Source organism: Armatimonadota bacterium (genome assembly GCA_031459715.1).
GTDB classification, from domain to species: Bacteria; Sysuimicrobiota; Sysuimicrobiia; order Sysuimicrobiales; family Humicultoraceae; genus Humicultor; species Humicultor tengchongensis.
On sequence record JAVKIA010000005.1, the window covers coordinates 88,815 to 112,773 of the forward strand.

The window sequence follows — 23,959 nt, forward strand, 5'->3', positions numbered from 1 at the left end:
GGGGGGCGATGTCGCGCCGGCGCGTCGCTACGGAGGTTCAGGGGCGGGGGAGTGGTCCCGCAGGAGGCGCTCCAGCGCCTCCAGGCCCACCAGCACCTCGCGCGGGCTGCTCCCCCGGGCCGGCCCTACGATGCCGCGCGTCTCCAGCTCGTCGATCAGCCGTGCCGCGGTGACGTAGCCGATGCGCATCTTCCGCTGCAGCAGGGAGACCGAGCCGTAGCCTGCGCGGACCACGAGGCGCGCAGCCTCTGCCAGGCGTGCATCATCCGCTCTCCCCTCCCCCGCCGCGCCCATCTGCCCCGCCGTCACCAGGGTCTGGTCGAAGACGGGCCGGCCCTGTCCGCGCCACCAGTCCACCAGAGCCTGGATCTCGGCGTCGGCGATGAAGGAGCCCTGGGCGCGCACGGGACGCGCCGCCCCCATGGGCAGGAAGAGCATGTCTCCCCGGCCCAGCAGCTTCTCCGCCCCCGGGCCGTCGATGATGGTGCGGCTGTCCACCTGGCTGCTCACCGCAAAGGCGATGCGCGAGGGGATGTTGGCTTTGATCAGCCCGGTGATCACGTCCACGGAGGGACGCTGCGTGGCCACCACCAGGTGGATGCCGGTGGCCCGCGTCATCTGCGCCAGGCGGACGATCACGTCTTCAAAGTCCGCCGGGGCTACCATCATCAGATCGGCCAGCTCGTCGATGACGATAACGATGAAGGGGAGTGGGGCCACGTCGCCCAGGGCGTTGTAGGCCTGGATGTTGCGCACCCCGGCCTCGGCGAAGCGGGTGAACCGCTCCTCCATGACCCGCAGCATCTCCCGCAGCGCCCCGGCGGCGGCCCGCGGGTTGGTTACCACGGGGACCAGGAGGTGCGGGACCTCGTTGTAGTTGGTCATCTCGATCCGCTTGGGGTCGATCATAACAAAGCGTACGTGGTGCGGAGTATAGCGAAAGAGGAAGCTGGCGATGATGGCGTTGAGGGCCACGGACTTGCCCGAGCCGGTCGCTCCGGCGATGAGCAGGTGCGGCATCTCCGTCAGGTCGGCCACGATGGGGTGACCGGCGAGGTCCTTGCCCAGCGCCATGACCAGCGATCCCTTGGCCGTCTGGAAGACCGGAGAGGAGAGGATCTCCTTGATGTGCACCAGGCTGCTCTTCTGGTTGGGGACCTCGATGCCCACCGCAGACTTGCCCGGGATGGGCGCCTCGATGCGCACGCTGGGGGCCGCCAGGTGCAGGGCGATGTCGCTGGTCAGGCTGGCGATGCGCTGCACTTTCACCCCCGGCGCCGGCTGCACCTCGAAGCGTGTGACCACCGGCCCCTGCTCCCAGTGCACGACCTTTGCCTCCACGAGAAAACTGGCCAGCGTCTGCTCCAGTGCCCGCGCCGTCTCTGCGGGGTCGGCGCGCTGGCCGCGGGCACTCCTGGGCAGCTCGCCCAGCAGCGCCAGTGGCGGCAGCTCGTAGCTGGCCGCCGGCTCGGGCAGCAGTGACTCCTGGACCACCCGTTCCCTGGCGCGTCTCCGCCGCGCCGTCGGCGGGGTCTGCGCCTCCTCTCCGCCCCCGGCGGCCACTCCGGCGGGCACGGGCGCAGGGGCGACGGGCGCCTCCTGCGGGAGCGGTCCGGTGGATGCAGCCGGTGGACCTCCGGCTTCCAGAAGAGGAGGAGACGCAGGAGCAGGGGCTGCTTCCCTCAGTGCCGGCCGGGAGGCCTGTAGCCAGCGGGAGACACCCTTTCGGGCGTGGACCAGCCCGTGGCCAGCCCTAGTGAACGCCCGGCGGCCTGTGGAGGCGGCGGATGCGGCGGCGTCGCGGATAGTCGCCCACCCCATTCGGACGGCCCGCCGTCCGCCGCGGCGCAGCGCGCGCGCCCCTCCCTCTGCCGCCCTGAAGAGCACTTCAACCAGCCGGGCCGGGGACACCTGGAAGAACCGCAGGAGGGCAACTCCGGCCAGCAGCACGACCAGCGCCCAGGTCCCGGCAACGCCCACCAGGGCGCGCCCCGCCCACACCAGGGCCGCACCCAGCAGCCCCGTCCCCTGCCCCGCGCGCCCCGCTGCGAACTCCGAGCCAGGGGGCACCCGGCCGTGAGCAGCGGCGGCGGCGGCCAAGCCGGCGAGCAGCAGCCCCTGCGCCCGAGGGGTGACGCGCACCCGCCCGCGAGCGGCCACAAGCGCCATCCCTCCCAGAAGCAGCGCGACGGGCAGCGCTGCCGCGGCCTGCCCCAGAATGAGCCGCTGCCACCGGCCCAGCAGGAGGGCGACGCCGGTGGCCCGGGGAAGGAAGCTGAGGGCAAGGATCAGAGCCCCAACCAACAGCAGCAGCCCGGTGCCGGCGCGGCGAGGGGGAGCCCTTCTGCGACGCTTCGCCATTTGCGGCCTCAGCGGAAGGTGCTCAGGAGGACGGCCAGTCCCACCGCCCAGCAGTAAGCGGCGAAGGCCGCCAGACGGCCACGCCGGACGACCTGGAGCAGCCAGCGTATGGCTGCAGCCCCAAAGACGGCGGAGACGGCAAAGCCCACCACCAGCTGGCCCGGGGTGTATCCCAGCCCGGCGGCGGCGGGGAAGTCCCGCAGGGAGAACAGGCCGGCAGCAGAGATCGCCGGGATGGCCGCCAGAAAGGAGAAGCGGGCCGCCTCCTCTCGGGTCAGCCCCGTCCACATGGCAACCGCGATGGTGATTCCGGAGCGGGAGATCCCCGGCACGATGGAGATCCCCTGGGCCAAGCCCACGGCGGCCGCGGTTCGGATCGTCATCTGGGACATCGCCAGTCCGCCGCGCTCCCGGGCCAGCGCCAGTATCACCCCGGTGAGAAGGAGCTGGATCGCCGTGCCGCGGACCGAGTGGAACATGCGCTCAAGCGGCCCGGCGAAGGCCAGGCCGATGACCCCGGTGATGGCCGTGGCCAGGAGGAGCAGCCAGCCCACCCGCAGGTACGGATCCCGCTCCCTCTGCCGGCCCGCCCCAGGGCCCGCCCCACCTGTGTGCCGCGGCTGTCCCTGCGGGGACGCGGCGGCGCTGCCTGCGGCACCCGCTGGACCCCGCCCCAGGAACGCCCGCCAGATCCGCTGCAGGTCGGGCCAGAAGAGGACGGCGGCCGCCAGTGCCGTGCCCAGGTGCAGCACCGCTTCCAGGAGCACGCCGGGCCGCGGGATCCCCAGAAAGTGCTCGGTGAAGACCAGGTGGGCGGAACTGCTGACCGGCAGGAACTCGGTGAGGCCCTGGACGATCCCGAGGATGATCATCTGCATCATCGGCTGCTCCGGCGGAGGGTCCGGCTCCAGGCGAAACCACGTTCGATTGTAGGGCATTCGCCGGGCCTGAGCCACTCCCTGCACCCGGCGGTGGTGGAGACCGCAGGAGCCTACCTGTTGGCCGTTGTCTCCTCCGCAGCCTTGAGAGCCAGGAGGCGGCGGACCTGGCGGATGTCCCGCCGCAGCACTTCCGGCCGCAACCCGTAGAGCGCTACCGCGGGATGGTACAGCGGCAGGATGGTGAATCCTTCTGCCTGAAACGGCCGGCCGTGCACCCGGGCGATCTTTTCCCCGGGCCGGAAGGCCTGCAGCGCATGCGTCCCCAGCGTTACCACCAGCCGCGGCCGGATGATGGCCAGCTGCTGCCGCAGCCAGGGGAGGCAAGCGGCGACCTCGCTGCGCCGGGGCGCGCGGTTGGGCCCGCCGCGGCGGTCGGTGGGGTGCGACTTGACCACGTTGGTGATGTAAACTTCCTCCCGCTGCAGGCCCGCTGCCTCCAGCAGGCCGTCAAGCACCCTCCCGGCGGCACCGACGAAGGGCCGGCCCTCCGCGTCCTCCTGCCGCCCGGGGGCTTCGCCCACGATCATGACCTCGGCCCCTGCTGGTCCCTCGCCGGGGACGGCGTTGGTCCGGGTGCGCCACAGCGGACAGCGGGCGCAGTTCTGGATTTCCCGGTGCAGGGCCGCCAGCGCCCGCGCCTGGTCCTGCACTCGCGCCCGGGTCCTGCTGGCCCCGGGGGCTGCGGACGCACCCATCAGCCTGCCCCAGGTACGCTCAGGCAGCCACCGGCAACAGGGCCAGGTCCTGCAGCACGCCCCGGATCTGCTCCTGCTCCCTGGGCGTTGCCTCCACCAGAGGCAGCCGCGGGGCGCCCACGTCGAATCCGGCCAGGCGCAACGCGGCCTTGAGCGGCACGGGATTGGTGGTGATGAAGAGTACCTTAAAGAGCGGCCACAGCCGCAGGTGGATCTCCAGTGCCCGGCGCACTTCTCCGGCGAGGAAGGCGCGGATCATCTGGCCGATCTCCTCTCCCACTAGGTGGCTGGCCACGCTGACCACCCCCACCCCGCCCACCGCCAGCATGGGCAGGGTGAGGCTGTCGTCCCCCGAGTAGAGGAGGAAGTGGGGCGGGGTGCGCTTGCGCACCTCGGAGGCCTGGTCCAGGCTGCCGCTGGCCTCCTTGATCGCCACAATGTTGGGGACCTGGGCCAGACGGGCCACCGTCTCCGGAAGGCAGTTCACCCCCGTGCGCCCGGGGATGTTGTAGAGGATAACCGGCAGTGCCGTGGACTCGGCGACCGTGCGGAAGTGGGCGTAGAGCCCCTCTTGCGAGGGCCGGTTATAGTAGGGGTTGACCAGCAGCAGGCCATCTGCCCCGGCCCGCTCTGCCTCCCGGGAGAGGTGGATGGAGTGGGCGGTGTCGTAGGTGCCGGTTCCGGCGATCACCTTCGCCCGTTCCCCCACGGCCTGTTTGACCGTGCGGAACAGCTCCACCTTCTCCTGGTCGGAGAGAGTCGGCGACTCCCCCGTGGTTCCCGCCACCACCAGGCTCTCCGACCCATGATCTGTCAGGCGGCGGGCCAGCTCGGCGGCCCGCTCGTAGTCCACCCGGCCCTCCCGGTCAAAGGGAGTGGCCATGGCCGTGATCACGTGCCCGAACTGCGCCATCTCTCTCCCTCCCCACCCGGGCTCAGCCCGGCGCCTCCTGCTCGGAGGTCACCTGCTCGCCCAGCCCGAACTCGTCGTGCAGCGCCCGCAGCGCCCGCTCCATCTGCTCCCGCCGCACCAGGCAGGAGATGGTGGTGTGTGAGTCCGCAGTCTGCAGCACCTCCGCCTCGGCCCGCTGCAGGGCCCGCAGCACCCGGGCCATCACCCCCGGCACCCCCCGCATGCCCGCGCCGATGATGGAGACCTTGGCGCAGGGCCGGGTGATGGTCACCTCGTACCCTTCCCCGCGCAGCAGGCCGGCGGCGCGCTCGTACACCTCCTCCTTCACCGTGAAGGCCAGGACATCCGGCATCAGGGTGATCAGGTCGATGCTGATGCCCTCCGCGGCCAACCGCTGCAGGGCGCGCAACGGCTGATCCTGCGTCTCCCCCGGCCGCCGCTGCAGCCGCAGCTGCACCACGTCGGGGAGGTGGGCCAGGGCGATGACGGGGCGCCCGTCGCTGATGGGAACGCCCAGTTCCGGTCCGCGCACCAACAGTGTCCCTCCTGTCGTCGAGCCGAGTTGTTTGATCACCACGCGTACGCCGTGCGCCCGGCCGATGTCCGCAGCGCGCGGGTGGATGATCCTGGCACCGAGCGCCGCCATCTGGGAGACCTCGTCGTAGGAGATCTCCCGGATCACCCGGGCCTGGGGCACCACCTTGGGATCGGCGGTCATCACCCCGTCCACGTCCTTGTAGATCTCCACCAGGTCAGCGCCCAGCGCCGCTCCCAGGGCCACCGCGGTGGTATCGCTGCCCCCCCGCCCCAGCGTCGTCACCTCGCCATCTGCGGTGATGCCCTGGAAGCCGGCAACCACCGCGGTGCGCCCCGCCTCCAGGTGGCGGCGTACCGCCGCCGGGTTGACCCTCAGGATGCGCGCCTCGCCGAACTCGCCGGTCGTCTCGATGCCGGCCTGATATCCCGTCAGGGCCACCGCGGGGACATCCGCCCGTTCCAGGGTGTGGGCCAGCAGGGCCGTGGAGATGATCTCCCCGCAGGAGAGAAGCAGGTCCAGGGTGCGGGGGGAGACGTCGGGATCTACCCGCTGGACCAGGCCGAGCAGGGTGTCGGTGGAGTAGGGGTCGCCCTCCCGTCCGATGGCCGAGGCGACGACCACGACCTGGTGGCCCGCCTGGCGGGCGGCGATGACCTCCGCGGTCACCTGGCGGCGTCCCTCGGGCGTGGCCAGCAGGACCCCACCGAACTTCTGGACGATGATGCCCATCGGACTGGTACCCTGCGGGCTACGACGCTGCCGCGCCCCGCCGCAGGAGGCGCTGCTCCAGCAGCGTCTCGGCGATTTGCACCGCGTTCAGCGCCGCCCCCTTGCGCAGGTTATCCCCGGCCGCCACCAGCAGCAGTCCCGAGGGGTTGAATGGGTCGGGCCTGATCCGGCCCACGGAGATGGTATCCTCCCCGGCAGTCGCCAGAGGTGTGGGGAACCGCTCCTCCTGCGGAGCGTCCACCACTACCACCCCCGGGCTCGCCGCCAGGATGCGGCGCGCCTCCTCCGGCGGCAGGGGGCGCTCCAGATCCACGTGCACAGCCACCAGGTGGCCCACCAGCACGGGCACGCGCACCGTGGTGGGCAGAATGGGGAAGTCCGCCTCCATGATCTTGTGGGTCTCGGCGACGATCTTCAGCTCCTCCTCCGTGTAGCCGTCCCGCCCCCACTTCCACTGCGGGGTGACGTTGAAGGCCAGTGGGTTCCGCGTGCCGGCCAGGGACTCGATGCGCTCCAGGTCGCCCGCTGCCAGCGCCTCCGGGTCGTCCAGGAGGGCCCGTGTCTGCTCCAGGAGCGCTCGTACTGTGTCCGCTCCTCCGCCCGAGGCCGACTGGTAGGTGGCCACCACCGCGCGACGCACGCCCGCGGCCCGGTGCAGGGGATGCAGGGCCAGCACCAGCACGGTAGCGGTGCAGTTGGGATTAGCCACCACGCCCCGGTGGGTGCGCAGGGTGTGTGCGTTGACCTCGGGGATGACCAGCGGCACCCGGGGGTCCATGCGCCAGGTGGAGGAGTTGTCGACGACCACACCCCCGGCCTCCGCCACCGTCCAGGCGAAATGCCGGCTGGCGTCGTCTCCTCCCGCGAACAGCACCAGGTCCTGCTGGCACAGCCCTTCCGCCGAGGTCTCCTCGATCTCTACCTCGGTGTCACCGACAACCAGACGCCGCCCGGCGGAGCGCGCTGTGGCAAAGAGGCGCAGCCCCGCCAGCGGAAACCTCCGCTGCCCCAGGACCCGAATGATCTCCCGGCCGACGATCCCCGTGGCCCCGACAACCCCGACGCGAAGCCCGTCCGCTGCCACGATGCGCGCCCGTGCGATCTCCGAAGCCTCCGTCTCTCTCCCGATCTCAAGCTGCATTGATTCGCTGTGCCCCAGACGCGTTCCTTGGCGAATCCGCGGGAGGGCTAGAGGTCGAGGAGGTGCTCCAGTCCGTATACCAGGCCGCGCAGCTCCATCACCCGCCGGACAGCCAGGAGCAGGCCGGGCATGAAGGACTCCTCGCTGAACGAGTCGTGGCGGATGGTCAGGAGTTGTCCCGCTCCGCCGAAGATGACCTCCTGGTGGGCGATCAGGCCAGGAAGGCGGATGCTGTGCACCCGGACCCCGCTCACCGTCCCTCCGCGGGATCCCACCACCGCCTCCTCCTCCTGCACCTTGGGCGGGGGAGGCTCGCCGCGCGCCTGGGCGATCATCTGCGCGGTCTTGGCGGCGGTCCCCGAGGGGGCGTCTCGCTTGCGGTCGTGATGCAGCTCGATCACTTCCGCGTGGGGGAAGTGGCGGGCCGCCTTCTGGCTGAAATGCATCATCAGGACGGCGCCCAGGGCGAAGTTGGGCGCTATCACCGCGCCCAGGCTGTGGCGCGCGCAGAGGGCGGTGAGGTCCTCTACGGCCTCCGGTGGCAACCCGGTAGCCCCTACCACCGGCCGCACACCGTGGGCCACCGCGGCGCGGGCGTGAAGGGCCGCACTCTCTCCCGGCGCGAACTCCACCAGGACGTCCGCCGGCGTTCCGGCCAGCAGGCGGTCTGGGTCGGCGCCGATGATTACCCCCAGGGCTCCTATCCCCGCCACCACCCCGGCGTCCTCACCCAGGCCGCGAGAGCGTCCCAGCGCGCCGACCACCCGCAGATCGGCCTGTGCGCTCAGGGCGCGCACCGTCGCACGGCCCATCCTGCCGGCCGCGCCGCTGACAATCACCCGGATCGGATCCACGGTTTAGGTGGTGGCGGTGCTCTCAGCGCGGAAGGCCTCCTGCAGGGCGGCCGCCAGGCGGCCGTCGTTGCGGAAGGGGCCGATGGCCGCCATCGCCATGCGCTGGGGCACCAGGACCTCTTGGGCCATGGCCTGCACCTGCTCGGTTGTGACGGCGTCGATACGCGCCAGGAACTCGTCCAGGGAGATCTGCCGCCCGTAGTAGATCTGGGAGCGGGCCAGGCGGGACATCCGGCTGCCGGTCGACTCCAGGGAGAGCATCACCGCCCCCTTGTACGATTCCTTGGCCCTCTGGAGCTCCGCCGGAGAGATCCCGTCTTTGATCTTCTCGATCTCCTGGAGGATGAGCGTGGTGACCTCGGGCGCGGCGGAGGGGCTCATCGCCCCGTAGATGACCAGAAGGCCGCCCTCCCGGTAGGCGGTGTGGTAGGAGGTGATGGTGTAGACCAGGCCGCGCTTCTCCCGGATCTCCTGGAAGAGACGGCTACTCATTCCCCCGCCTAGAATGTTGTCCAGGATGGCCAGGACGTGCCGCCCGTCGTCGGCCGCCGGCAAGCCCCGCGCTCCCAGCGTCAGGTGCACCTGCTCGGTCTCCTTGGGGCGCAGGGCGATGTCCGGCCGGGCCACGGGCGGCTCCAGAGGCAGGGGCGGCGCCGCGCCCTCCCACCCGCCCAGCGCGGCGGACACCATCTCCACCACCTGGGCGTGGGTGACGTCCCCGGCCACGGCGACCAGGACGTTGTTAGGACGGTAGCGGCGCTCTCGGTAGGAAAGGAAGTCCTCCCGCGCCAGGCGGCGCACCGTCTCCACGTAGCCGATCACCGGCCGCCCCAGGGGATGGCCGTTCCAGATGGTCTGGGCGAAGAGGTCCTGCACCAGCTCGTCGGGCGAATCCTCGTACATCTTGAGCTCTTCCAGGATCACCTGACGCTCCCGCTCCAGCGCCTCCGGGTCCAGCGCCGCACGCAGCAGCATGTCCGCCATCAGCTCACACACCTGCGGCAGGTGCGGCGCCAGCGCCTTGGCGTAGAGCACGGTGGCCTCGCGGTCGGTGAAGGCGTTCAGTTGGGCCCCGATGGCGTCGGCGGCCTGGGCGATCTCCAGCGCGGTGCGGGTGTGCGTACCCTTGAAAAACATGTGCTCCAGGAAGTGAGAGATGCCCGCCTCCGCGTCCTCCTCGGAGCGGGAGCCGGCGCCGATCCAGATTCCCATGGCGGCCGTGCGCACCTGGGGCATCCGCTCCGTGAGGACCTGGATGCCGTTGGACAGCACCGTGTGCTCGATCGCCTCGCCGACCGTAGCCATGGCCTCACCCATCTGCGCGGCCTGCACGCGGGGAAGCCCCGCCGTGGGAGCGCCCTCCGTCCTAGCCGCCGGGCGGGCCCCCGCCCGATTGATCGCTGCGGCCGGGAGCCGGCCCCCGCCCGCCGCCCGGCCGTGCCCCCGGTCTCCCCGTGGCGCCAGAGCCTTGTGGCCTGCCGCCGGCCGAGCTGCGGTCCCCGCGCCGGCGGCGCCGTGGCCCACCCGCGCGTCCCCGAGGCGCCGCCGGCTGCAGCTCGCCGGCGGGTTCCCCCTCGGCGGTCTTACCCACGCCCCGGCGGGTCAGGTTAATGCGCCCCAGGTTGTCGATCTCCTTGACCTTGACCAGCAGCTCGTCTCCGACCTTGACCACATCCTCCACCCGACCCACCCGGCCGTCGGCCAGCTCGGAGATGTGCACCAGGCCTTCCTTCCCGGGCAGGACCTCCACGAAGGCGCCGAAGTTCATCAGCCGCGTCACCCGGCCCAGGTACATCTCGCCCACGCGCACCTCGCGCACGATTTCCTCGATCATCTGCATCGCCCGGCGCGCCGCCTGCTCGTCTACCGAGGCGATGTGCACCTTGCCGTCCTGCTCGATGTCGATCTTGGCGCCGGTTTCGGCAGTGATCCGGTTGATCACCTTGCCGCCCGGGCCGATCACCTCGCGGATCTTCTCCGGGTTGATCTCGATGGTCAGGATGCGCGGCGCGTAGGGGGAGAGCGTGGTCCGCGGCGCGGGGATGACCTCCAGCATCCGGTCCAGGATGAACAGGCGGGCCTGCCGCGCCTGCGCCAGTGCCCGGGCCAGCAGCTCCCGGGAGAGCCCCTTGATCTTGATGTCCATCTGCAGCGCCGTCACCCCGTCCCGCGTCCCGGCCACCTTGAAATCCATGTCGCCCATCTGGTCCTCCATCCCCAGGATGTCCGTGAGGATGGCAGCACGGCCGGAGGCATCGGTGACCAGCCCCATGGCGATCCCGGCAACGGCGGCCTTGATGGGGACCCCGGCGTCCATCAGCGCCAGAGTGGAGCCGCAGACCGAGGCCATGGAGGTGGACCCGTTGGACTCCAGCACCTCGGAGACCAGGCGGATGGTGTAGGGGAAGGCCTCCTCCGGCGGGATGGCCCAGGCCAGCGCGCGCTCCGCCAGGGCGCCGTGGCCGATTTCCCGCCGACCCGGGCCGCGCAGCGGCCGGACCTCGCCCACGGAGAAGGGCGGGAAGTAGTAGTGGTGCATGAAGCGTTTGCGCTCGATGATACCCAGGTTGTCCAGCAGCTGCTCGTCCTCACCAGTGCCCAGCGTGGCCACCGTGAGCACCTGGGTCTGCCCCCGCTGGAAGAGCCCCGACCCGTGAGCCCGGGGCAGCAGGCCCACCTGGATGGTCAGGGGCCGGATGTCGGTGGGCCCCCGGCCGTCGGGACGCCGCCCCTCGTCAAGGATCCGCCGCCGCACCTCCGCCTTGGTCAGGGCGTACACCAGGTCACCCACCTCCGCCGCCCGCTGCGCGAACAACTCCGGTGACCGCTCGGCGAGCTGGGCGGCCACCGTCTGCTGTACGTCCCGCAGGGCCTCCTCCCGGGCCAGCTTCTCCGGGTGGGCCAGAGCCTGGACGATCAGCGGCAGAGCGGCCTCCCGCACCGCCGCCTCCAGGGCTGGGTCGGGCGCCGCAGCCAGGGTGACCTCGCGCCGCGGCTTGCCTACCATCTCCACCAGACGCTGCTGGATCTCCACAATGCGGCGGATCTCGGCATGGGCCACGTCGAACGCAGCCAGGATCTGTTCCTCGGGCACCTCCTTGGCCCCGGCTTCCACCATGATGATGGCGTCCGCGGTCCCCGCCACCACCAGGTCCAGGCGGCTCTGCTCCTCGATCTGCCGCAGCGTGGGGTTGATCACGAACCGGCCGTCGATCAGCCCCACGCGTACCGCTCCCACCGGCCCCTCGAAGGGCAGCCCGGCGACCATGAGGGCAGCGGAGGCTCCGTTGACCGCCAGGATCGCCGGGTCGTTCTCCTGGTCGGTGGACAGGACGGTGGCGATGACCTGGACGTCGTTGCGAAAGCCCTGGGGGAAGAGGGGCCGGATGGGACGGTCCATCAACCGGGCGGTGAGCACCGCCGACTCTCCGGGCCTCCCCTCGCGCTTGAAGAAGCCGCCGGGGATCTTGCCAGCCGCGTACATCTTCTCCTCGTAGTCGCAGGTCAGGGGGAAGAAGTCGATCCCCTCCCGAGGTTGCGGCGACGCGGTGGCCGTCACCAGGACCATGCTGTCCCCGTAGCGGATCACCACAGCGCCGTCAGCCTGCCGGGCCAGCAGCCCGGTTTCAAAGGACAGGCTGCGGCCGCCGACCTGAATCTCTACCTGGTGTTGCATGGACACAACCATTCACCGATGACCTCCTGCGGATGGGCGCATAGCCCCTGACATGACGGGAGCGGGGAGATCCCCCGCCCGACCGTCTGCGCGTCCGATTTCTTGCCTGGGGACCCTCATCCCCGCAGCCCCAGCTTCTCCACGATACGCCGGTAGCGCTCCGGATCGGAGCGCTCCAGGTAGGCGAGCAGCCTGCGGCGCTTGCCCACCATCTTGAGGAGCCCGCGGCGGGAGTGGAAGTCCTTCTTGTGCACCTTCAGGTGCTCGCTCAGCAGGGTGATCCGCTGGGTGAGCAGGGCGATCTGCACCTCGGGGGAGCCGGTGTCCCCTTCGTGACGCCGGTGCTCGGCGAGAATGGACTGCTTCCTGTCGCGGTCGAGGCTCACTGGGCGCTCCTCCGATCCCCCGCCGGGTCCCTGGCCTCCGCGGGGTGGCAGGGGCGGCAATATACATAACGCCCGCAGCCGAGAGGCCGTCGGAGCGTCGGCGCTCCCAGCCGGGGCCACGCGTATTGTAGCACAGGCCGCCCGGCCGCGGCAAAACCCCGTCATCCGAGGCGATCCGGCTCTTCCGGCCCCAAGGCGTCCGGGGTGTGGAAAAAGGCGCGCACCTGGGCCACGTCCGCTTCTATCTGACGGACCAGGTCAGGGATGCCGCCGAACGCCGCCTCGTCCCGCAGGCGTCTCTCGAACAGGAGTTCGACCTCCCGCCCGTAAAGGTCGCCGTCAAAATCCAGGAGAAAGGCCTCCACCACCAAGTCTCCTTCGCCGAAAGTGGGCCTGGTGCCCACGCTTACAGCGGCAGGGACCACCTGCTTCCCTACGCGCGTCCGGGCGGCGTAGATCCCCCTGCCCGGTAGCACCTTGTCCGGGTGGACAGCCAGGTTGGCCGTGGGAAATCCAAGTGCCCGTCCCCGTCCCCCTCCCCGCACGACCCGGCCGCGGACCGCGTACGGCCGGCCCAGGAACGCCCTGGCTTCCTCCGCCCTGCCCGCCCGCACCAGGCGGCGGATCAGGGTGCTGCTCACCAGGACCCCTCCGATGCGCACCGCTGGCACGACAGCCACAACGAATCCCAGCCGCTCCCCCCGGGCCCAGAGCAGTTCCACGGTCCCCTGGCGGTCCCTCCCGAAGGTATAGCTTGAACTGACGACCACCCCGCCTCCGGCAGCGATCCCGGCCAGCATCTCCAGCCACCGCTCCGCCGGGGTCTGGCGCAGGGCCTCGTCGAAGCGGACCACCACGGCGCCGTCCATCCCCTCCGCGGCAAACAGCTCCAGGCGCTCCTCGATGGTCGTGAGCAGGACAGGCTCCGGCGTCGGGGCGATGACCCGCTGGGGATGCGGTTCGAAGGTCAGCGCCAGGTGGCGCCCCCCTGCGGATGCAGCCAGTTCTCGGGTCCTGGCCAGGACCGCCCGGTGGCCCAGGTGGACTCCGTCGAACATCCCCAGCGCCAGGTAGGTGGGGCGGGCACTGCGCGGAACCGCGTCCAGTCCGTGGTAGACCTCCATGGGGAATCCGAAACTAGCGGCCGCGCAGCACCTTGAACGGCCGCAGGCTCCCGCCCTCCACCCGGGCCAGGGCGACCAACCCGCTCTGATCCCGCAACCTGATGGGCGCATCCCGCGGCAGGCGCTGCCAGTTGGGCACCCGGAACAGCGGGAGGGGGAGCCCGTCAAGCACGGAGAGACGCTGCGCCGGAAGGAGCTGTACCGCCGGCAAGTCCGCCAGGGCGTCGTCCATGGAGAGGAGCGCCTCCTCCAGCCGACCCTCCGCCTGCAGCCCGGAGAGCTCCTCCAGTGTGCGGCTGGCTCCCAGGGAGAACCTCCCTACCCGCAGGCGCAGCATGAACGAGGCATAGGCCCCCACCCCCGCCATCTCGCCGATGTCCCGTGCCAGGGCGCGCACGTAGGTGCCCTTGCCGCACTCCACCTCCAGGAGTGCCCGGGGACGCGCCCCCGGCCAGAACCGCAACAGTCGCAGACGGGAGATGCGCACCCGGCGCGGCCGGACAGCCACGGCCTCCCCGCGGTGGGCACGTCGGTAGAGGGGGACGCCGCCCACCTTAACGGCGGAGGTCATGGGAGGGAGCTGATCAATCTCCCCCAGGAACTGTGGCAGGAGGTCGGCGAGCTCCTCCTCGCTCAGGCCGGAGGCATCCGCGGTCGAGGTCACCTCGCCGAAGGCATCTCCTGTTGCCGTGGCCACCCCGAAGGTGACCTCGAAGCGGTAGGCCTTGTCCGCCTCGGTGAGGAACTCGGCGATGCGCGTGGCCCGCCCCAGCACCAGCACCAGAACCCCGGCGGCTCCCGGGTCGAGGGTCCCGGTATGCCCCACACGACGCTGTCCAACCAGTCGACGGACGGCGTCGACCACATCGTGCGACGTCATGCCCGTGGGCTTCAGGACGTTGAGCACCCCGTCCACGCTAACGCCTCCCCGGCTCCCCCTCCCGCCGCAGCTCGGCTTCCGCGGCGGCCAGAACCCTGGGAACCGCCTCGGCCAGCGGGCCCGGCAGGACGCACCCGGCGGCCCCGCAGTGGCCTCCCCCGCCAAAGCGCTCGGCGATGGCGTGGGCCCGGGCGCCATCCCGCGCGCGGATGCTCACCCGCACTTCCCCCCCGCTCTCCTCAAAAAGAATGGCCACCCGCACCCCCTGCAGCGTACGCAACGTCCCCGCGATTCCCCCGCTGTCGTCTGGACCTGCTCCCGCGGCGCGCATCAGCGTCTCGTTCAGGGTGCTGTAGGCCAGCGCTCCGTCCGCCGCCACAGCGGTGCGCAGCAGCGCGTAGCCCAGCAGGCGGGCGGAGGCCAGGGAGCGGCGCTCATACACCGCCGCGACGATCTCCCCCAGCGGGGCCCCCGCGTCCATCAACCGTGCCGCCAGACGCAGCGTCCCCGGGTGCACCGTAGGGAAGCGGAAGGCACCGGTGTCGCTGACCAGGGCGGCCAGCAGGGCCGTGGCCATGGCCACATCCAGCGACACGCCCAGCTCCCCGATCAGCTCTGCAACCTGCTCCGCAACGGCGGCAGCGGCGGGGTCCCAGTCCTCGAGGTGCCCGTAGGAGACATGGCTCTGGTGATGATCGATGGCGATGACCAGTGGCGTGGCCAGCACCACGGGCGCAAACCGGCCGCAGCGCTGTGGAGTGCTGCACTCGATGGTGACGGCCGCGTCGAAGGCAGCATCCGGGGGGAGCTCGTGGACAATGCGCTCCGCCCCAGGGAGGAAGGCGAAGGCGGGCGGGAGGCCGTCCTCGCTGGCCACCACCACCCTCTTGCCCAGGGCTTCCAGGGCCAACGCCAGGGCCAGGGTCGAGCCCAGCGCATCCCCGTCGGGTGCGACGTGGCTGACCAGGAGGACCCGGGCGCTGCTATGGAGCGCCGCGGCGATCCGGGCGCGAGGTCCGGTCATGCTTCCCCTGGACAGGCGCAGCGGAACCACCGGGCTCCCCCGGGGCCTGCCCTGCAGCCGCGTCCTGTCGGGCCACCCGGCGCAGCAGGGCCACCACCCGAGTCCCCCGCTCGATGGACTCGTCCAGCCGGAAGAGGACCTCCGGCGTGTGCCGCAGGGAGACGCGCCTCCCCAGCTCGCTCCGCACGTAGCCCGCCGCCCGCTCCAGCGCCTCCATGGTCCGTCGCTTTGCATCCTGGTCGCCCAGGACGCTGACGAATATCTTGGCATGGCGCAGGTCGGCAGACAGTTGCACCTCGGTGACCGAGACGAAGCCGATGCGCGGGTCCCGCAGCTCCCGTTGCAGGATGGCACTCGCCTCCGCCTTGAGCAGCTCCTGGAGCTTCTCCCGTCGCAGGCCCATGGCCCTCAGAGGAACTCCACAGCGTAGTCGACCAGTTCCACCCTCGCCTCCCGCTCGATCAAACCGGTCACCCGGGAGAGGATCCGGGAGGCGTGTTCCGCAGCATCACTGACACAGGCAAACCCCAGCGTGGCCCGCCGCCAGCTCTCCTGCTGGTCCACCTCGGCGGCGGCCACGCGGTACTCCCGGCGAGCCCGCTCCAGCAGGCTCTGGACGACGCGCCGCTTGTCCTTCAGGCTGCGCGCATCCGCCAGGCGCAGCTCCACGCGCAGCACCCCGACGATCACCGCATCCAGTCCGGCGGCCCGGCCGGCTGCCTCACGCCGGGACTTCCTGGATCTCGTAGGCTTCGATAATGTCGCCCACCTTGATGTCCTGGAAGCGCTCCAGGCCGATGCCGCACTCGAATCCCTCCGCCACCTCGCGGACGTCCTCCTTGAAGCGGCGCAGCGAGGCCACCGCTCCCTGGTAGATGACCGTCCCCTCCCGTAGCAGGCGCGCGGCGGCTCCGCGCAGGATTCGGCCGCTGGTCACATAACACCCGGCCACGGTGCCAACGCGGGGCACGGTGAAGGTCTGCCGCACCTCCGCCTGGCCCAGCACCACCTCCAACGCCTGAGGAGGGCGCAGGCCGCGCACCACCGCAGCCAGATCGTCCAGGACGTCGTAGATGACGCGGTAGAGGCGAATCTCCACGCGCTCCTGCTCGGCCATGCGCCGCACCGCCGCCTCCGGGCGGACGTTGAACCCCACCACCAGCGCCCGGCTGGCCGCCGCCAGCATCACGTCGGACTCCGTGACGGGGCCCACGGCGGCATGCAGGATGGTCAGCCGGACCCCGGGCGCCTCCAGGCGACGGATCGCCTGCTGCAGCGCCTCCACCGAGCCGTGCACGTCCGCCTTGAGGATCAGGCGGAGTTCGCGCACCTCTTCCCCGGGCTGTTCCTCCAGCGCGGCGGGGCGCGGTCCGGTCTCGGCGGCGCGCCGCCGTTCCAGCCGCTCCGTCACCATGGCCCGGGCGAGCTTCTCGTCGCGCACCACCTCCAGGACGTCGCCCGCGCCGGGCAGGGACTCCAGCCCCAGGACCTCCACCGGCGTCGCCGGCCCGGCGCTGCCCACGCGCTGCCCGCGCTCGTCCAGGAGCGCGCGCACCCTCCCCCAGGTCTCACCTGCGACCACCACGTCGCCGATGCGCATGGTGCCCTCCTGAACCAGGACGGTGGCCACCGGCCCACGGCCCCGGTCCAGCCGGGTCTCCAGCACCACCCCGCGCGCTGGCCCCTCGGGGTTCGCCCGCAGATCGTGCAGCTCGGCCACCAGGAGGATCATCTCCAGGAGCTCTTTCAACCCCGTTCCCTGGCGGGCGGAGACCTCCACCGTGACGGTATCCCCACCCCACTGCTCGGGGACCAGCCCCAGGTCGGAAAGCTGCTGTCTCACCCGGTCAGGGTTCGCCTGGGGAAGGTCCACCTTGTTGATGGCCACGATGATGGGCACGCCGGCGGCCCGCGCGTGGTTCACCGCCTCGACGGTCTGCGGCATAACCCCGTCGTCTGCGGCCACCACCAGCACGGTGATGTCGGTCACCTGCGCGCCGCGGGCCCTAAGCGCGGTGAACGCCTCGTGGCCGGGGGTGTCGATGAAGACGATGCGCCGGCCGTCCACCTGCACCGTGGACGCACCGATGTGCTGGGTGATGCCGCCAATCTCCTGCGCCGCCACCGCGGTGGCTCGCAGGGCATCCAGCAAGGTGGTCTTGCCGTGGTCCACGTGTCCCATCACGGTGACGACCGGAGCGCGGGGGATGGCTCCCTCCCTGGCCGGGGCCACCCTGCGCGGCACCACCTCCTGGGCGACGTCCGGCTTGCGCACGGCCACGCCGAACGCCTCCGCAATGCGGAGGGCCACATCCTCGCTCAACACCTGGTTCACTCCAGCCAGGATGCCGAACTCCAACAGCTTGCGCACCACATCGCCCACCCCCACTCCCAGACGGGAGGCCAGGTCGCCCACGGCCACCGCGCCGGCCAGAGCGATCTCCGTGGGGAGGACTGCGGTGGGCTCTGCCGCCTCCGCCGGCCTGGGTTCAGCACGACGGGTCCTCCGCTCGGCGTGGAAGCGGCGCGGAGGCGGAGGGGGTGGCAGGCGCCGCTCCGGGCGCTTGGGCTCTGGTGGCTTGACCGGCCGTAGAGGAGGCACGACCGGCGGTGCCTCGCGGTCGGTCGGCTCAAAGATCTGGGAAATCTCCTCGGGCGGAGCTGCCTCCCGCACCTCCCGCACCGCCTCGCGCGACGGCGGCTTGACCGGAGCGATGCGAATGGGCGGAGCGGTCTCTGCCGGTTTAACCGGCGCCCGTAGTGCCGTGGGAGACGGTGGGGCCGCAGCGGCCGGCGGTGGCGGGACCGGAGCAGCGGGCGGCGGAGAGGCCGGGAGCGCGGGAGCAGGAGGAGCCGAGGGCGCAGATGCCGCCGGTGGCGCCTGGGCCGGCTGTGCTGCCGGCTCCACGACCACCTCCCCCGCGGCCTGCGCGGGGGGGACTGCCTGAGCCGGTGCGGGGGGCATGGCGGGAGCCTCGGCGGGCGGCGGGGGGGCAATCTTCCGGATGGAGATGATCCGCTCCCCCGTCGGCGTCTTTGCATCGGCCCGCAGAGGGGTGGCCGGGGGGGCCTCCCGAGCGGCCGCCGCCTGCTCACGCACCCGGCGCACCGTGGCCTCGTCCAGGGAGGAAGAGTGGCTCTTGGCCGGAACCTTCATCCGGCTCAGCAACGCCATGATTTCCTTGGTGCTCAGGCCCAGTTCCTTGGCCAGCTCGTAAACGCGCATCCCCTATCCCCTCGCCCTGCCCGCGGGCAGGCGAATGACCTTGGGCGCGGGTGGCACCGGCCGCTGCAGCAGCGCCCGCAGCTCCTCGCCGATGTGCGCCGGGAGTTCTACCTCCAGGGCCTGCTGCAGGCGCCGCTCGCGCAGGGCCAGCTCCACGCAGGCCTCGCGCGGGTCGACGTAGGCACCCCGCCCCGCCGCCTTGCCCGTGGGATCCAGCCGCACCTCGCCGGCGGGCGTGCGCACGACCCGCACCATCTCCCGTTTTGGCCGCGTCTCCCGACAGGCCACGCACATCCGCTGGGGCACCCGGCGCACTCGAGGCATCGGCCCTTCCGCCGCTACCCGGCGGCCCGCCTGGTCACCTCCTGCGTCGAGCCATCGACGCCACCGTCCCCGCCGGTGGCAGAGACCTCCGCCGGGACGGCCGAAGAGGCCGCAGGCTCACCAGCCGCAGCCGCCTTCCCCGTCGCCGCCTCCCCGCCCAGTTCCTCCGGTGGCAGGTCGATGAAGAGCTTCTGCGCCTCCAGCTCCTTCAACTGGGTCTCGCTCTTTATGTCGATGCGCCATCCGGTAAGCTTGGCGGCCAGGCGGGCGTTCTGCCCCTCCCGACCGATGGCCAGGGAGAGCTGGTGGTCGGGGACGATTACCTGCGCGGTCTTGGTCTCCTCGTTGATGTCCACCCGCACTACCTTGGCCGGGCTGAGCGCTGCGGCCACGAAGAGGGCGGCGTCGGCGTTCCAGGGAATGATGTCGATCTTCTCGCCACGCAGCTCATCCACCACGGCCTGCACCCGCGAGCCCTTGGGGCCGACGCAGGCCCCCACCGGGTCCACATTCTTGTCCCTCGAGGCCACGGCGATCTTGCTGCGAGCCCCGGCCTCGCGGGCGATGGCCTTGATCTCCACAATGCCTTCGTAGATCTCCGGAACCTCCAGTTCGAAGAGCCGCTTGAGCAGGCCGGGGTGGGTCCGTGAGACCACGATCTGCGGTCCCCGTGTCCCCTGACGCACCTCAACCACGTAGGCCTTGACCCGTTCCCCCTGGCGGTAGGACTCCCGGGGGATCTGCTCTGGCGGCGGCAGCACCGCTTCGATCCGGCCCAGGTCCAGGTAGACGTTTTTGCGCTCGATGCGGTGCACGTTTCCGGTGACGATGTCGCCCTCCCGGTCGCGGAACTCCTTATAGACCAGCTCCCGCTCCGCCTCCCGCAACCGCTGCACCCAGACCTGCTTGGCCGTCTGGGCAGCGATTCGCCCGAAGTCCCGGGGCGTCACCTCCAGCTCCACCATGTCTCCCGGCACGGCAGTGGGGTCGTACTGCTGGACCTCGGCCAGGGCGATTTCGTTGGCCGGGTCCACCACTTCCTGCACCACGGTACGCACCTGGTAGACACGCATGTCGCCCGTGGTGCGGTCGATCTCGATACGCACGTTTTGGGCGGCGCCGCCGAAGTTCTTCTTGTAGGCCGACAGCAGCGCGGCTTCCAGGGCCTCGAACATCACATCCTTGCCAATGCCCTTCTCCTCCTCCAGCTGCTGCAGGGCGCGAATCAGCTCCGCATTCATGTTCCGGCCGTGCCTCCTCCAGCCAGATCGCGTTTCAGGGTCTCCTCGTCCACGACCAGCCGCGCCCGGCTCACCTGGTGGCGCGGCAGGCCCACCTCGCGTTCACCTACCGCCAGCCGAACCACCCCGCCTTCCAGACCCAGCAGCCGGCCTTTGAAGTGCCGCTGGTTCTCCACGGGGACGATGGTCCACACCTCGACCTGGCGACCGGCGAAGCGGGTGAAGTCCTGGTCCTTCTTCAGCGGCCGGTCCAGGCCAGGCGAGCTGACCTCGAGGGTGTAAGCGTGCGGAATCGGGTCCCGCAGGTCCAGCTGGCGGGAGAGCATCTCGGAGAGGCGGGCCAGCTCATCCACGGTCACGCCCGGCGCGCCCTCCTGCGGCGGCTCCACCACCACCCGCAGGACGCTGCGGGCGCCTTCTCCCAGCAACTCCACGTCCGCCACCACCAGCCCGAACCGCCGGGCGATGGGCTCCGCGATCTCCTCCACCTGGGCCACCACCAACCGCCGCTGCACTGTGGTCCCCTGCCAAAAAAAAGAGCGGGCCGTGACCCACTCCCCCGACGAGCTGCCCGGAGAGGCTCCGGGCCCTTGCACCGACCGCACTATACCATGCAGCGCCGGCCGCTGGCAAGCGCATGACGGCGCCCCTCCCGCCTACGGGTAGAGCCGGGTGAGCATCCGGGGAAAGGGGATAGCCTCCCGGATGTGCTCCAGCCCGCAGATCCAGGCCACGGTGCGCTCGATGCCCAGCCCGAACCCCGCGTGGGGCACCGTGCCGTAGCGGCGCAGGTCGAGGTACCAGCGGTAGACGTCGCGCGGCAGACGGTGCTCCTCCAGGCGGCGCTCCAGCAGCCCCGGGTCGTGGATGCGCTGTCCGCCGCCGATGATCTCCCCGTAGCCCTCGGGCGCCAGCAGATCTGCGGCCAGCACCACCTCCGGCCGCTGCGGGTCCGGCTGCATGTAGAAGGCCTTGCACGCCGCCGGATAGCGGTGCACGAAGACGGGCCGGTCGAACTGGGAAGAGAGCACCGTCTCCTCATCCCCACCGAAGTCCTCCCCCCAGGCCACGGGCTTGCCGGCTCGCTCCAGGATATCTATGGCCTCGTCGTAGGAGATCCGCGGGAACGGTGGCTGGACGCGGCGCAGTGGCTCCAGGTCGCGTTGCAGCAGCTCCAGCTCCCGTTGTCGGGTCTGCAGGACCTGCCGGACGATGGCGCTGACCAGCTCCTCCGCCAGCACCATCAGCCCCTCCAGGTCCAGGTATGCGACCTCCGGCTCCAGCATCCAGAACTCCGTGAGGTGGCGACGCGTCTTGCTCTTCTCCGCCCGGAAAGTGGGCCCGTAGCAGTAGACCCGGCCGAAGGCCATGGCCGCGGCCTCGTTGTACAGCTGCCCCGACTGGGTGAGGAAGGCCTTCCCCAGCTCGAAGTACCCGGTCTCGAATAGCGTGGTCGTCCCCTCCACCGCGGCGGGCGTGAGGATGGGGGCGTCCACCCGGAGGAACCCCTGCGCGTCCAGGTAGCCCGTGGCGGCCCGGATCACCTCGGCCCGCACCCGCATGATGGCCCCCTGCCGGGGGCTGCGCAGCCAGAGGTGGCGGTGATCCATCAGGAACTCCACACCGTGCTCCTTGGGAGTGATGGGGTAGGGGGCGGCCTCCTGCAGCACGGTAAGGGTGGCGACGTTCACCTCGACGCCGCCCGGGGCGCGCCGGTCCGCGCGTACCGTCCCGCTGAGGATCAGGCTGGATTCCTGGGGGAGGTGGTCGGCGCGGGCGAAAGTGGCGGCGTCGACCTCCCGGGCGTTGACCACCGCCTGCACGATGCCGCTCCCGTCCCGTACCAGGAGGAAGTGGATCCCCCCGCTGCTGCGGCGGTTGTACAGCCAGCCACGCAGCTCCACGGTCTCCCCTACGTGCTGGGGCAGAGCCTCAATGAAGACCCGCCGAGGGACAGCGCGCTTTGCCACAAGACCAGGAATAGCAGAGGGGACGCGCCTTTACCAGAAGTGGGCGAACTTGGCGGCGAAGCGCCGCTCCATCTCCTCCCTGTACAGGTGGTAGATGGGGCACTCCCGGGTCATGCAGACGTGCAGGGCGGTGTTGCAGAAGGCCTCCGCCACCTCCCAGCACCGCTTGTTCAGGAAGTAGGCCTGGCAAACCCCTTTCCGCGGCAGGGCCGTGGGCATCTCCGGTAGGACGGCCTCCGGAATTGGCGGGGGAACCGACGCCGCCGGGACGGGCGGGGCGGGATCACGTACCAGCCGCAGCACGGGGCGGGCCTCCGTCGAGGGGGTACGTGGCCGGTCCGCCGGCGGTGCCGCCGGGATGGAGAGTAACGACTCCAGGTCCTGTGAGGCACCGTCCAGGATCTCCCTAACGCCGCGCCGCAGCTCCTCGCGCTCGCTCTTCATGGGCCATGACCTCCTTGGCCAGGTTCATGTAGTCCTGGGCACCGCGGGAGGCAGGCTGCGTCACGAAGAGCGGCACACCCTGCATCGACGACTCCACCAGCTTGATGTTGAAGTTGATGGTGGACTGGAAGACCGCGTCGCCGAAGCGCTCGCGGATGCCCTGGAGGATCTCGTTGCTGATGTTGGTGCGCGAGTCGTACATGGTGGGCAGCACGCCGAGGATTTCCACCTGGTGGCCGACCTCCTCCCGCACCATCCGCAAGGTCTGCAGGAGCTGGCGCATGCCCACCAGGGCGTAGTAGTGGGTCTGGATGGGGATGATCACTCCGTCGCAGGCCACCAGCGCGTTCAGGGTGAGCAGCCCCAGCGACGGCGGAGTGTCGATGATCACGTAGTGGTAGGCGGGGGCCAGAGGGCTGAGGCGCTTGCGCAGGGCATTCTCCCGACCGATGCGGGCGGCCAGCTCCAGCTCCGCCGCCGCCAGATCAATGGAAGAGGGAGCCAGGTCCAGGAGCGGAACCTTGGTCTGCAGCACCACGTCCTCCAGGCGGACGGCGGGGCCGTTGTCTGTTTCCCCCTGCACCAACACGTGATAGATGGTTTTGCTCAACCGGGTGGGATCGACGCCCACACTGATGGTGGCGTTGGCCTGCGGATCCAGATCCACCAGAAGGGTCTTCCGCCCCGAGAGCGCCAGGGAGGCGCTGAGGTTCACCGCCGTAGTGGTCTTGCCGCAGCCGCCCTTCTGGTTCACCAGGGCGATCACGCGCGTCTGCATCGGTGAGTGCAACCGTTGCCTCCGTGGGCGGCCACCCACCCGCCGGCGGGCGGACCGCACACACCCCTCATCCCAGCAGGGGTGTCATCCGACGTTCTGCTGCGTTGAGCACAGCGCGCACCGCCGCCTCCTCGGGAATGCGGTCGGTCACGGCACTCCCGACGAGCCGTTCTTCCACCTCCTCGGAGCGCAGCTGGAGCTGGACGATCACCGCCTCGCGCTGCGCCACCGGCTGCAGCACCGCCGCCTCACAGCGCAGGCGCCATCGCTCGGGGAGGAGCCGGTTGAGGGCGGAGACCGTAGCTGCCGCCGCGGCAAAGAGCGCCGCCTGCTCGCCCTCCGCGGCCTCCGCGGAGCCCTGCGCTGTCCGGCCATCACGCGCCAGCTCCACGGCCACCCGGACGCGTCCCCCCTCCCGCTCCACCTGGAGGCGGCTGACCCGCAGTCGTCCAGCCATCTTTCGGTCTGTTCGACCTCCCCGGGGGATTTCCTCTGCGCCCCTGCAGCTGCGCCGCTGCTACCCGCGGCGGCCCAAGCCGCCCGGGCGCGGTGGCCGCGCTCCCTGACCGTGGGGTACAATCGAAGTAAGCCTCTCTGCCTACCGGTACGGTGACGAAAGGAGGGGGAGGCCATGCGTACTACCCTCAGCGTAATCAAGGCGGATATCGGAAGCATCGGGGGCCATACGCTCCCCAGCCCCGAGGTCCTGGCCAT

Annotated in this window: 24 protein-coding genes; 1 reads left to right on the plus strand and 23 read right to left on the minus strand. The window is 70.8% G+C overall.

Translation table 11 applies throughout. The annotated features are described in order from the left end of the window. Positions 1-27: 27 nt before the first annotated feature. The 23 genes from QN152_03695 to QN152_03805 all read right to left on the minus strand — a co-directional run bounded on the left by QN152_03695 (position 28) and on the right by QN152_03805 (position 23,702). On the minus strand, positions 28-2,361 hold the full coding sequence (locus QN152_03695) for a DNA translocase FtsK (protein MDR7538617.1): 2,334 nt from the start codon (positions 2,359-2,361) through the stop codon (positions 28-30). 8 nt (positions 2,362-2,369) lie between these two features. Continuing rightward, a complete protein-coding gene (locus QN152_03700; protein MDR7538618.1) occupies positions 2,370-3,242 on the minus strand; it encodes an undecaprenyl-diphosphate phosphatase in 873 nt (290 codons plus the stop codon). A 110-nt stretch (positions 3,243-3,352) separates the two neighbouring features. Further along, positions 3,353-3,997 carry a uracil-DNA glycosylase gene (locus QN152_03705; GenBank protein ID MDR7538619.1) on the minus strand — a complete coding sequence of 215 codons (645 nt, stop codon included), beginning with the start codon at positions 3,995-3,997 and terminating at the stop codon, positions 3,353-3,355. Positions 3,998-4,016: 19 nt separating this feature from the next. Continuing rightward, a complete protein-coding gene (dapA, locus tag QN152_03710; protein MDR7538620.1) occupies positions 4,017-4,910 on the minus strand; it encodes a 4-hydroxy-tetrahydrodipicolinate synthase in 894 nt (297 codons plus the stop codon). A 22-nt stretch (positions 4,911-4,932) separates the two neighbouring features. After that, positions 4,933-6,177, minus strand: coding sequence for an aspartate kinase (gene dapG / locus QN152_03715; GenBank protein ID MDR7538621.1), 1,245 nt, complete (start codon positions 6,175-6,177; stop codon positions 4,933-4,935). Positions 6,178-6,196: 19 nt separating this feature from the next. Beyond that, on the minus strand, positions 6,197-7,318 hold the full coding sequence (locus QN152_03720) for an aspartate-semialdehyde dehydrogenase (protein MDR7538622.1): 1,122 nt from the start codon (positions 7,316-7,318) through the stop codon (positions 6,197-6,199). Between the two features lie 47 nt (positions 7,319-7,365). Next, positions 7,366-8,172, minus strand: a complete 807-nt coding sequence (gene dapB / locus QN152_03725) for a 4-hydroxy-tetrahydrodipicolinate reductase (protein ID MDR7538623.1) — start codon at positions 8,170-8,172, stop codon at positions 7,366-7,368. A gap of 3 nt (positions 8,173-8,175) precedes the next feature. Beyond that, complete coding sequence (locus tag QN152_03730) at positions 8,176-9,489, minus strand: pitrilysin family protein (protein ID MDR7538624.1); 1,314 nt, start codon at positions 9,487-9,489, stop codon at positions 8,176-8,178. Between the two features lie 49 nt (positions 9,490-9,538). Beyond that, entirely contained in the window at positions 9,539-11,854 is a 2,316-nt protein-coding gene (gene pnp, locus QN152_03735; GenBank protein ID MDR7538625.1) for a polyribonucleotide nucleotidyltransferase, read from the minus strand. 110 nt (positions 11,855-11,964) lie between these two features. Then, positions 11,965-12,234, minus strand: coding sequence for a 30S ribosomal protein S15 (gene rpsO / locus QN152_03740; protein MDR7538626.1), 270 nt, complete (start codon positions 12,232-12,234; stop codon positions 11,965-11,967). A gap of 161 nt (positions 12,235-12,395) precedes the next feature. Then, positions 12,396-13,358, minus strand: coding sequence for a riboflavin biosynthesis protein RibF (gene ribF / locus QN152_03745; protein MDR7538627.1), 963 nt, complete (start codon positions 13,356-13,358; stop codon positions 12,396-12,398). 13 nt (positions 13,359-13,371) lie between these two features. After that, complete coding sequence (gene truB / locus QN152_03750; GenBank protein MDR7538628.1) at positions 13,372-14,274, minus strand: tRNA pseudouridine(55) synthase TruB; 903 nt, start codon at positions 14,272-14,274, stop codon at positions 13,372-13,374. A 1-nt stretch (position 14,275) separates the two neighbouring features. After that, positions 14,276-15,262 (minus strand): DHHA1 domain-containing protein, encoded by a 987-nt coding sequence (locus QN152_03755; protein ID MDR7538629.1) that lies wholly within the window; start codon positions 15,260-15,262, stop codon positions 14,276-14,278. Then, positions 15,222-15,665 carry a 30S ribosome-binding factor RbfA gene (gene rbfA / locus QN152_03760; protein ID MDR7538630.1) on the minus strand — a complete coding sequence of 148 codons (444 nt, stop codon included), beginning with the start codon at positions 15,663-15,665 and terminating at the stop codon, positions 15,222-15,224. The genes QN152_03755 and rbfA overlap by 41 nt, the downstream gene beginning before the upstream one ends. Before the next feature lie 5 nt (positions 15,666-15,670). Next, entirely contained in the window at positions 15,671-15,952 is a 282-nt protein-coding gene (locus QN152_03765) for a DUF503 domain-containing protein (GenBank protein MDR7538631.1), read from the minus strand. 31 nt (positions 15,953-15,983) lie between these two features. Continuing rightward, complete coding sequence (infB, locus tag QN152_03770) at positions 15,984-18,488, minus strand: translation initiation factor IF-2 (GenBank protein MDR7538632.1); 2,505 nt, start codon at positions 18,486-18,488, stop codon at positions 15,984-15,986. Positions 18,489-18,491: 3 nt separating this feature from the next. Continuing rightward, positions 18,492-18,812 (minus strand): YlxR family protein, encoded by a 321-nt coding sequence (locus tag QN152_03775; GenBank protein ID MDR7538633.1) that lies wholly within the window; start codon positions 18,810-18,812, stop codon positions 18,492-18,494. Between the two features lie 14 nt (positions 18,813-18,826). Then, positions 18,827-20,053 (minus strand): transcription termination factor NusA, encoded by a 1,227-nt coding sequence (nusA, locus tag QN152_03780; GenBank protein MDR7538634.1) that lies wholly within the window; start codon positions 20,051-20,053, stop codon positions 18,827-18,829. Beyond that, a complete protein-coding gene (gene rimP / locus QN152_03785) occupies positions 20,050-20,568 on the minus strand; it encodes a ribosome maturation factor RimP (GenBank protein ID MDR7538635.1) in 519 nt (172 codons plus the stop codon). The genes nusA and rimP overlap by 4 nt, the downstream gene beginning before the upstream one ends. A gap of 141 nt (positions 20,569-20,709) precedes the next feature. Further along, on the minus strand, positions 20,710-21,990 hold the full coding sequence (gene asnS / locus QN152_03790; GenBank protein ID MDR7538636.1) for an asparagine--tRNA ligase: 1,281 nt from the start codon (positions 21,988-21,990) through the stop codon (positions 20,710-20,712). A gap of 63 nt (positions 21,991-22,053) precedes the next feature. Continuing rightward, on the minus strand, positions 22,054-22,467 hold the full coding sequence (locus QN152_03795) for a hypothetical protein (GenBank protein ID MDR7538637.1): 414 nt from the start codon (positions 22,465-22,467) through the stop codon (positions 22,054-22,056). Then, positions 22,430-23,245, minus strand: a complete 816-nt coding sequence (locus tag QN152_03800; GenBank protein MDR7538638.1) for a ParA family protein — start codon at positions 23,243-23,245, stop codon at positions 22,430-22,432. Before QN152_03800 ends, QN152_03795 begins: the two co-directional genes overlap by 38 nt. Before the next feature lie 67 nt (positions 23,246-23,312). Continuing rightward, complete coding sequence (locus QN152_03805; GenBank protein ID MDR7538639.1) at positions 23,313-23,702, minus strand: hypothetical protein; 390 nt, start codon at positions 23,700-23,702, stop codon at positions 23,313-23,315. Between the two features lie 174 nt (positions 23,703-23,876). Here QN152_03805 and QN152_03810 point away from each other — a divergent pair. Continuing rightward, the coding region (locus QN152_03810; GenBank protein ID MDR7538640.1) for a fructose 1,6-bisphosphatase at positions 23,877-23,959 on the plus strand (83 nt) is incomplete at its 3' end.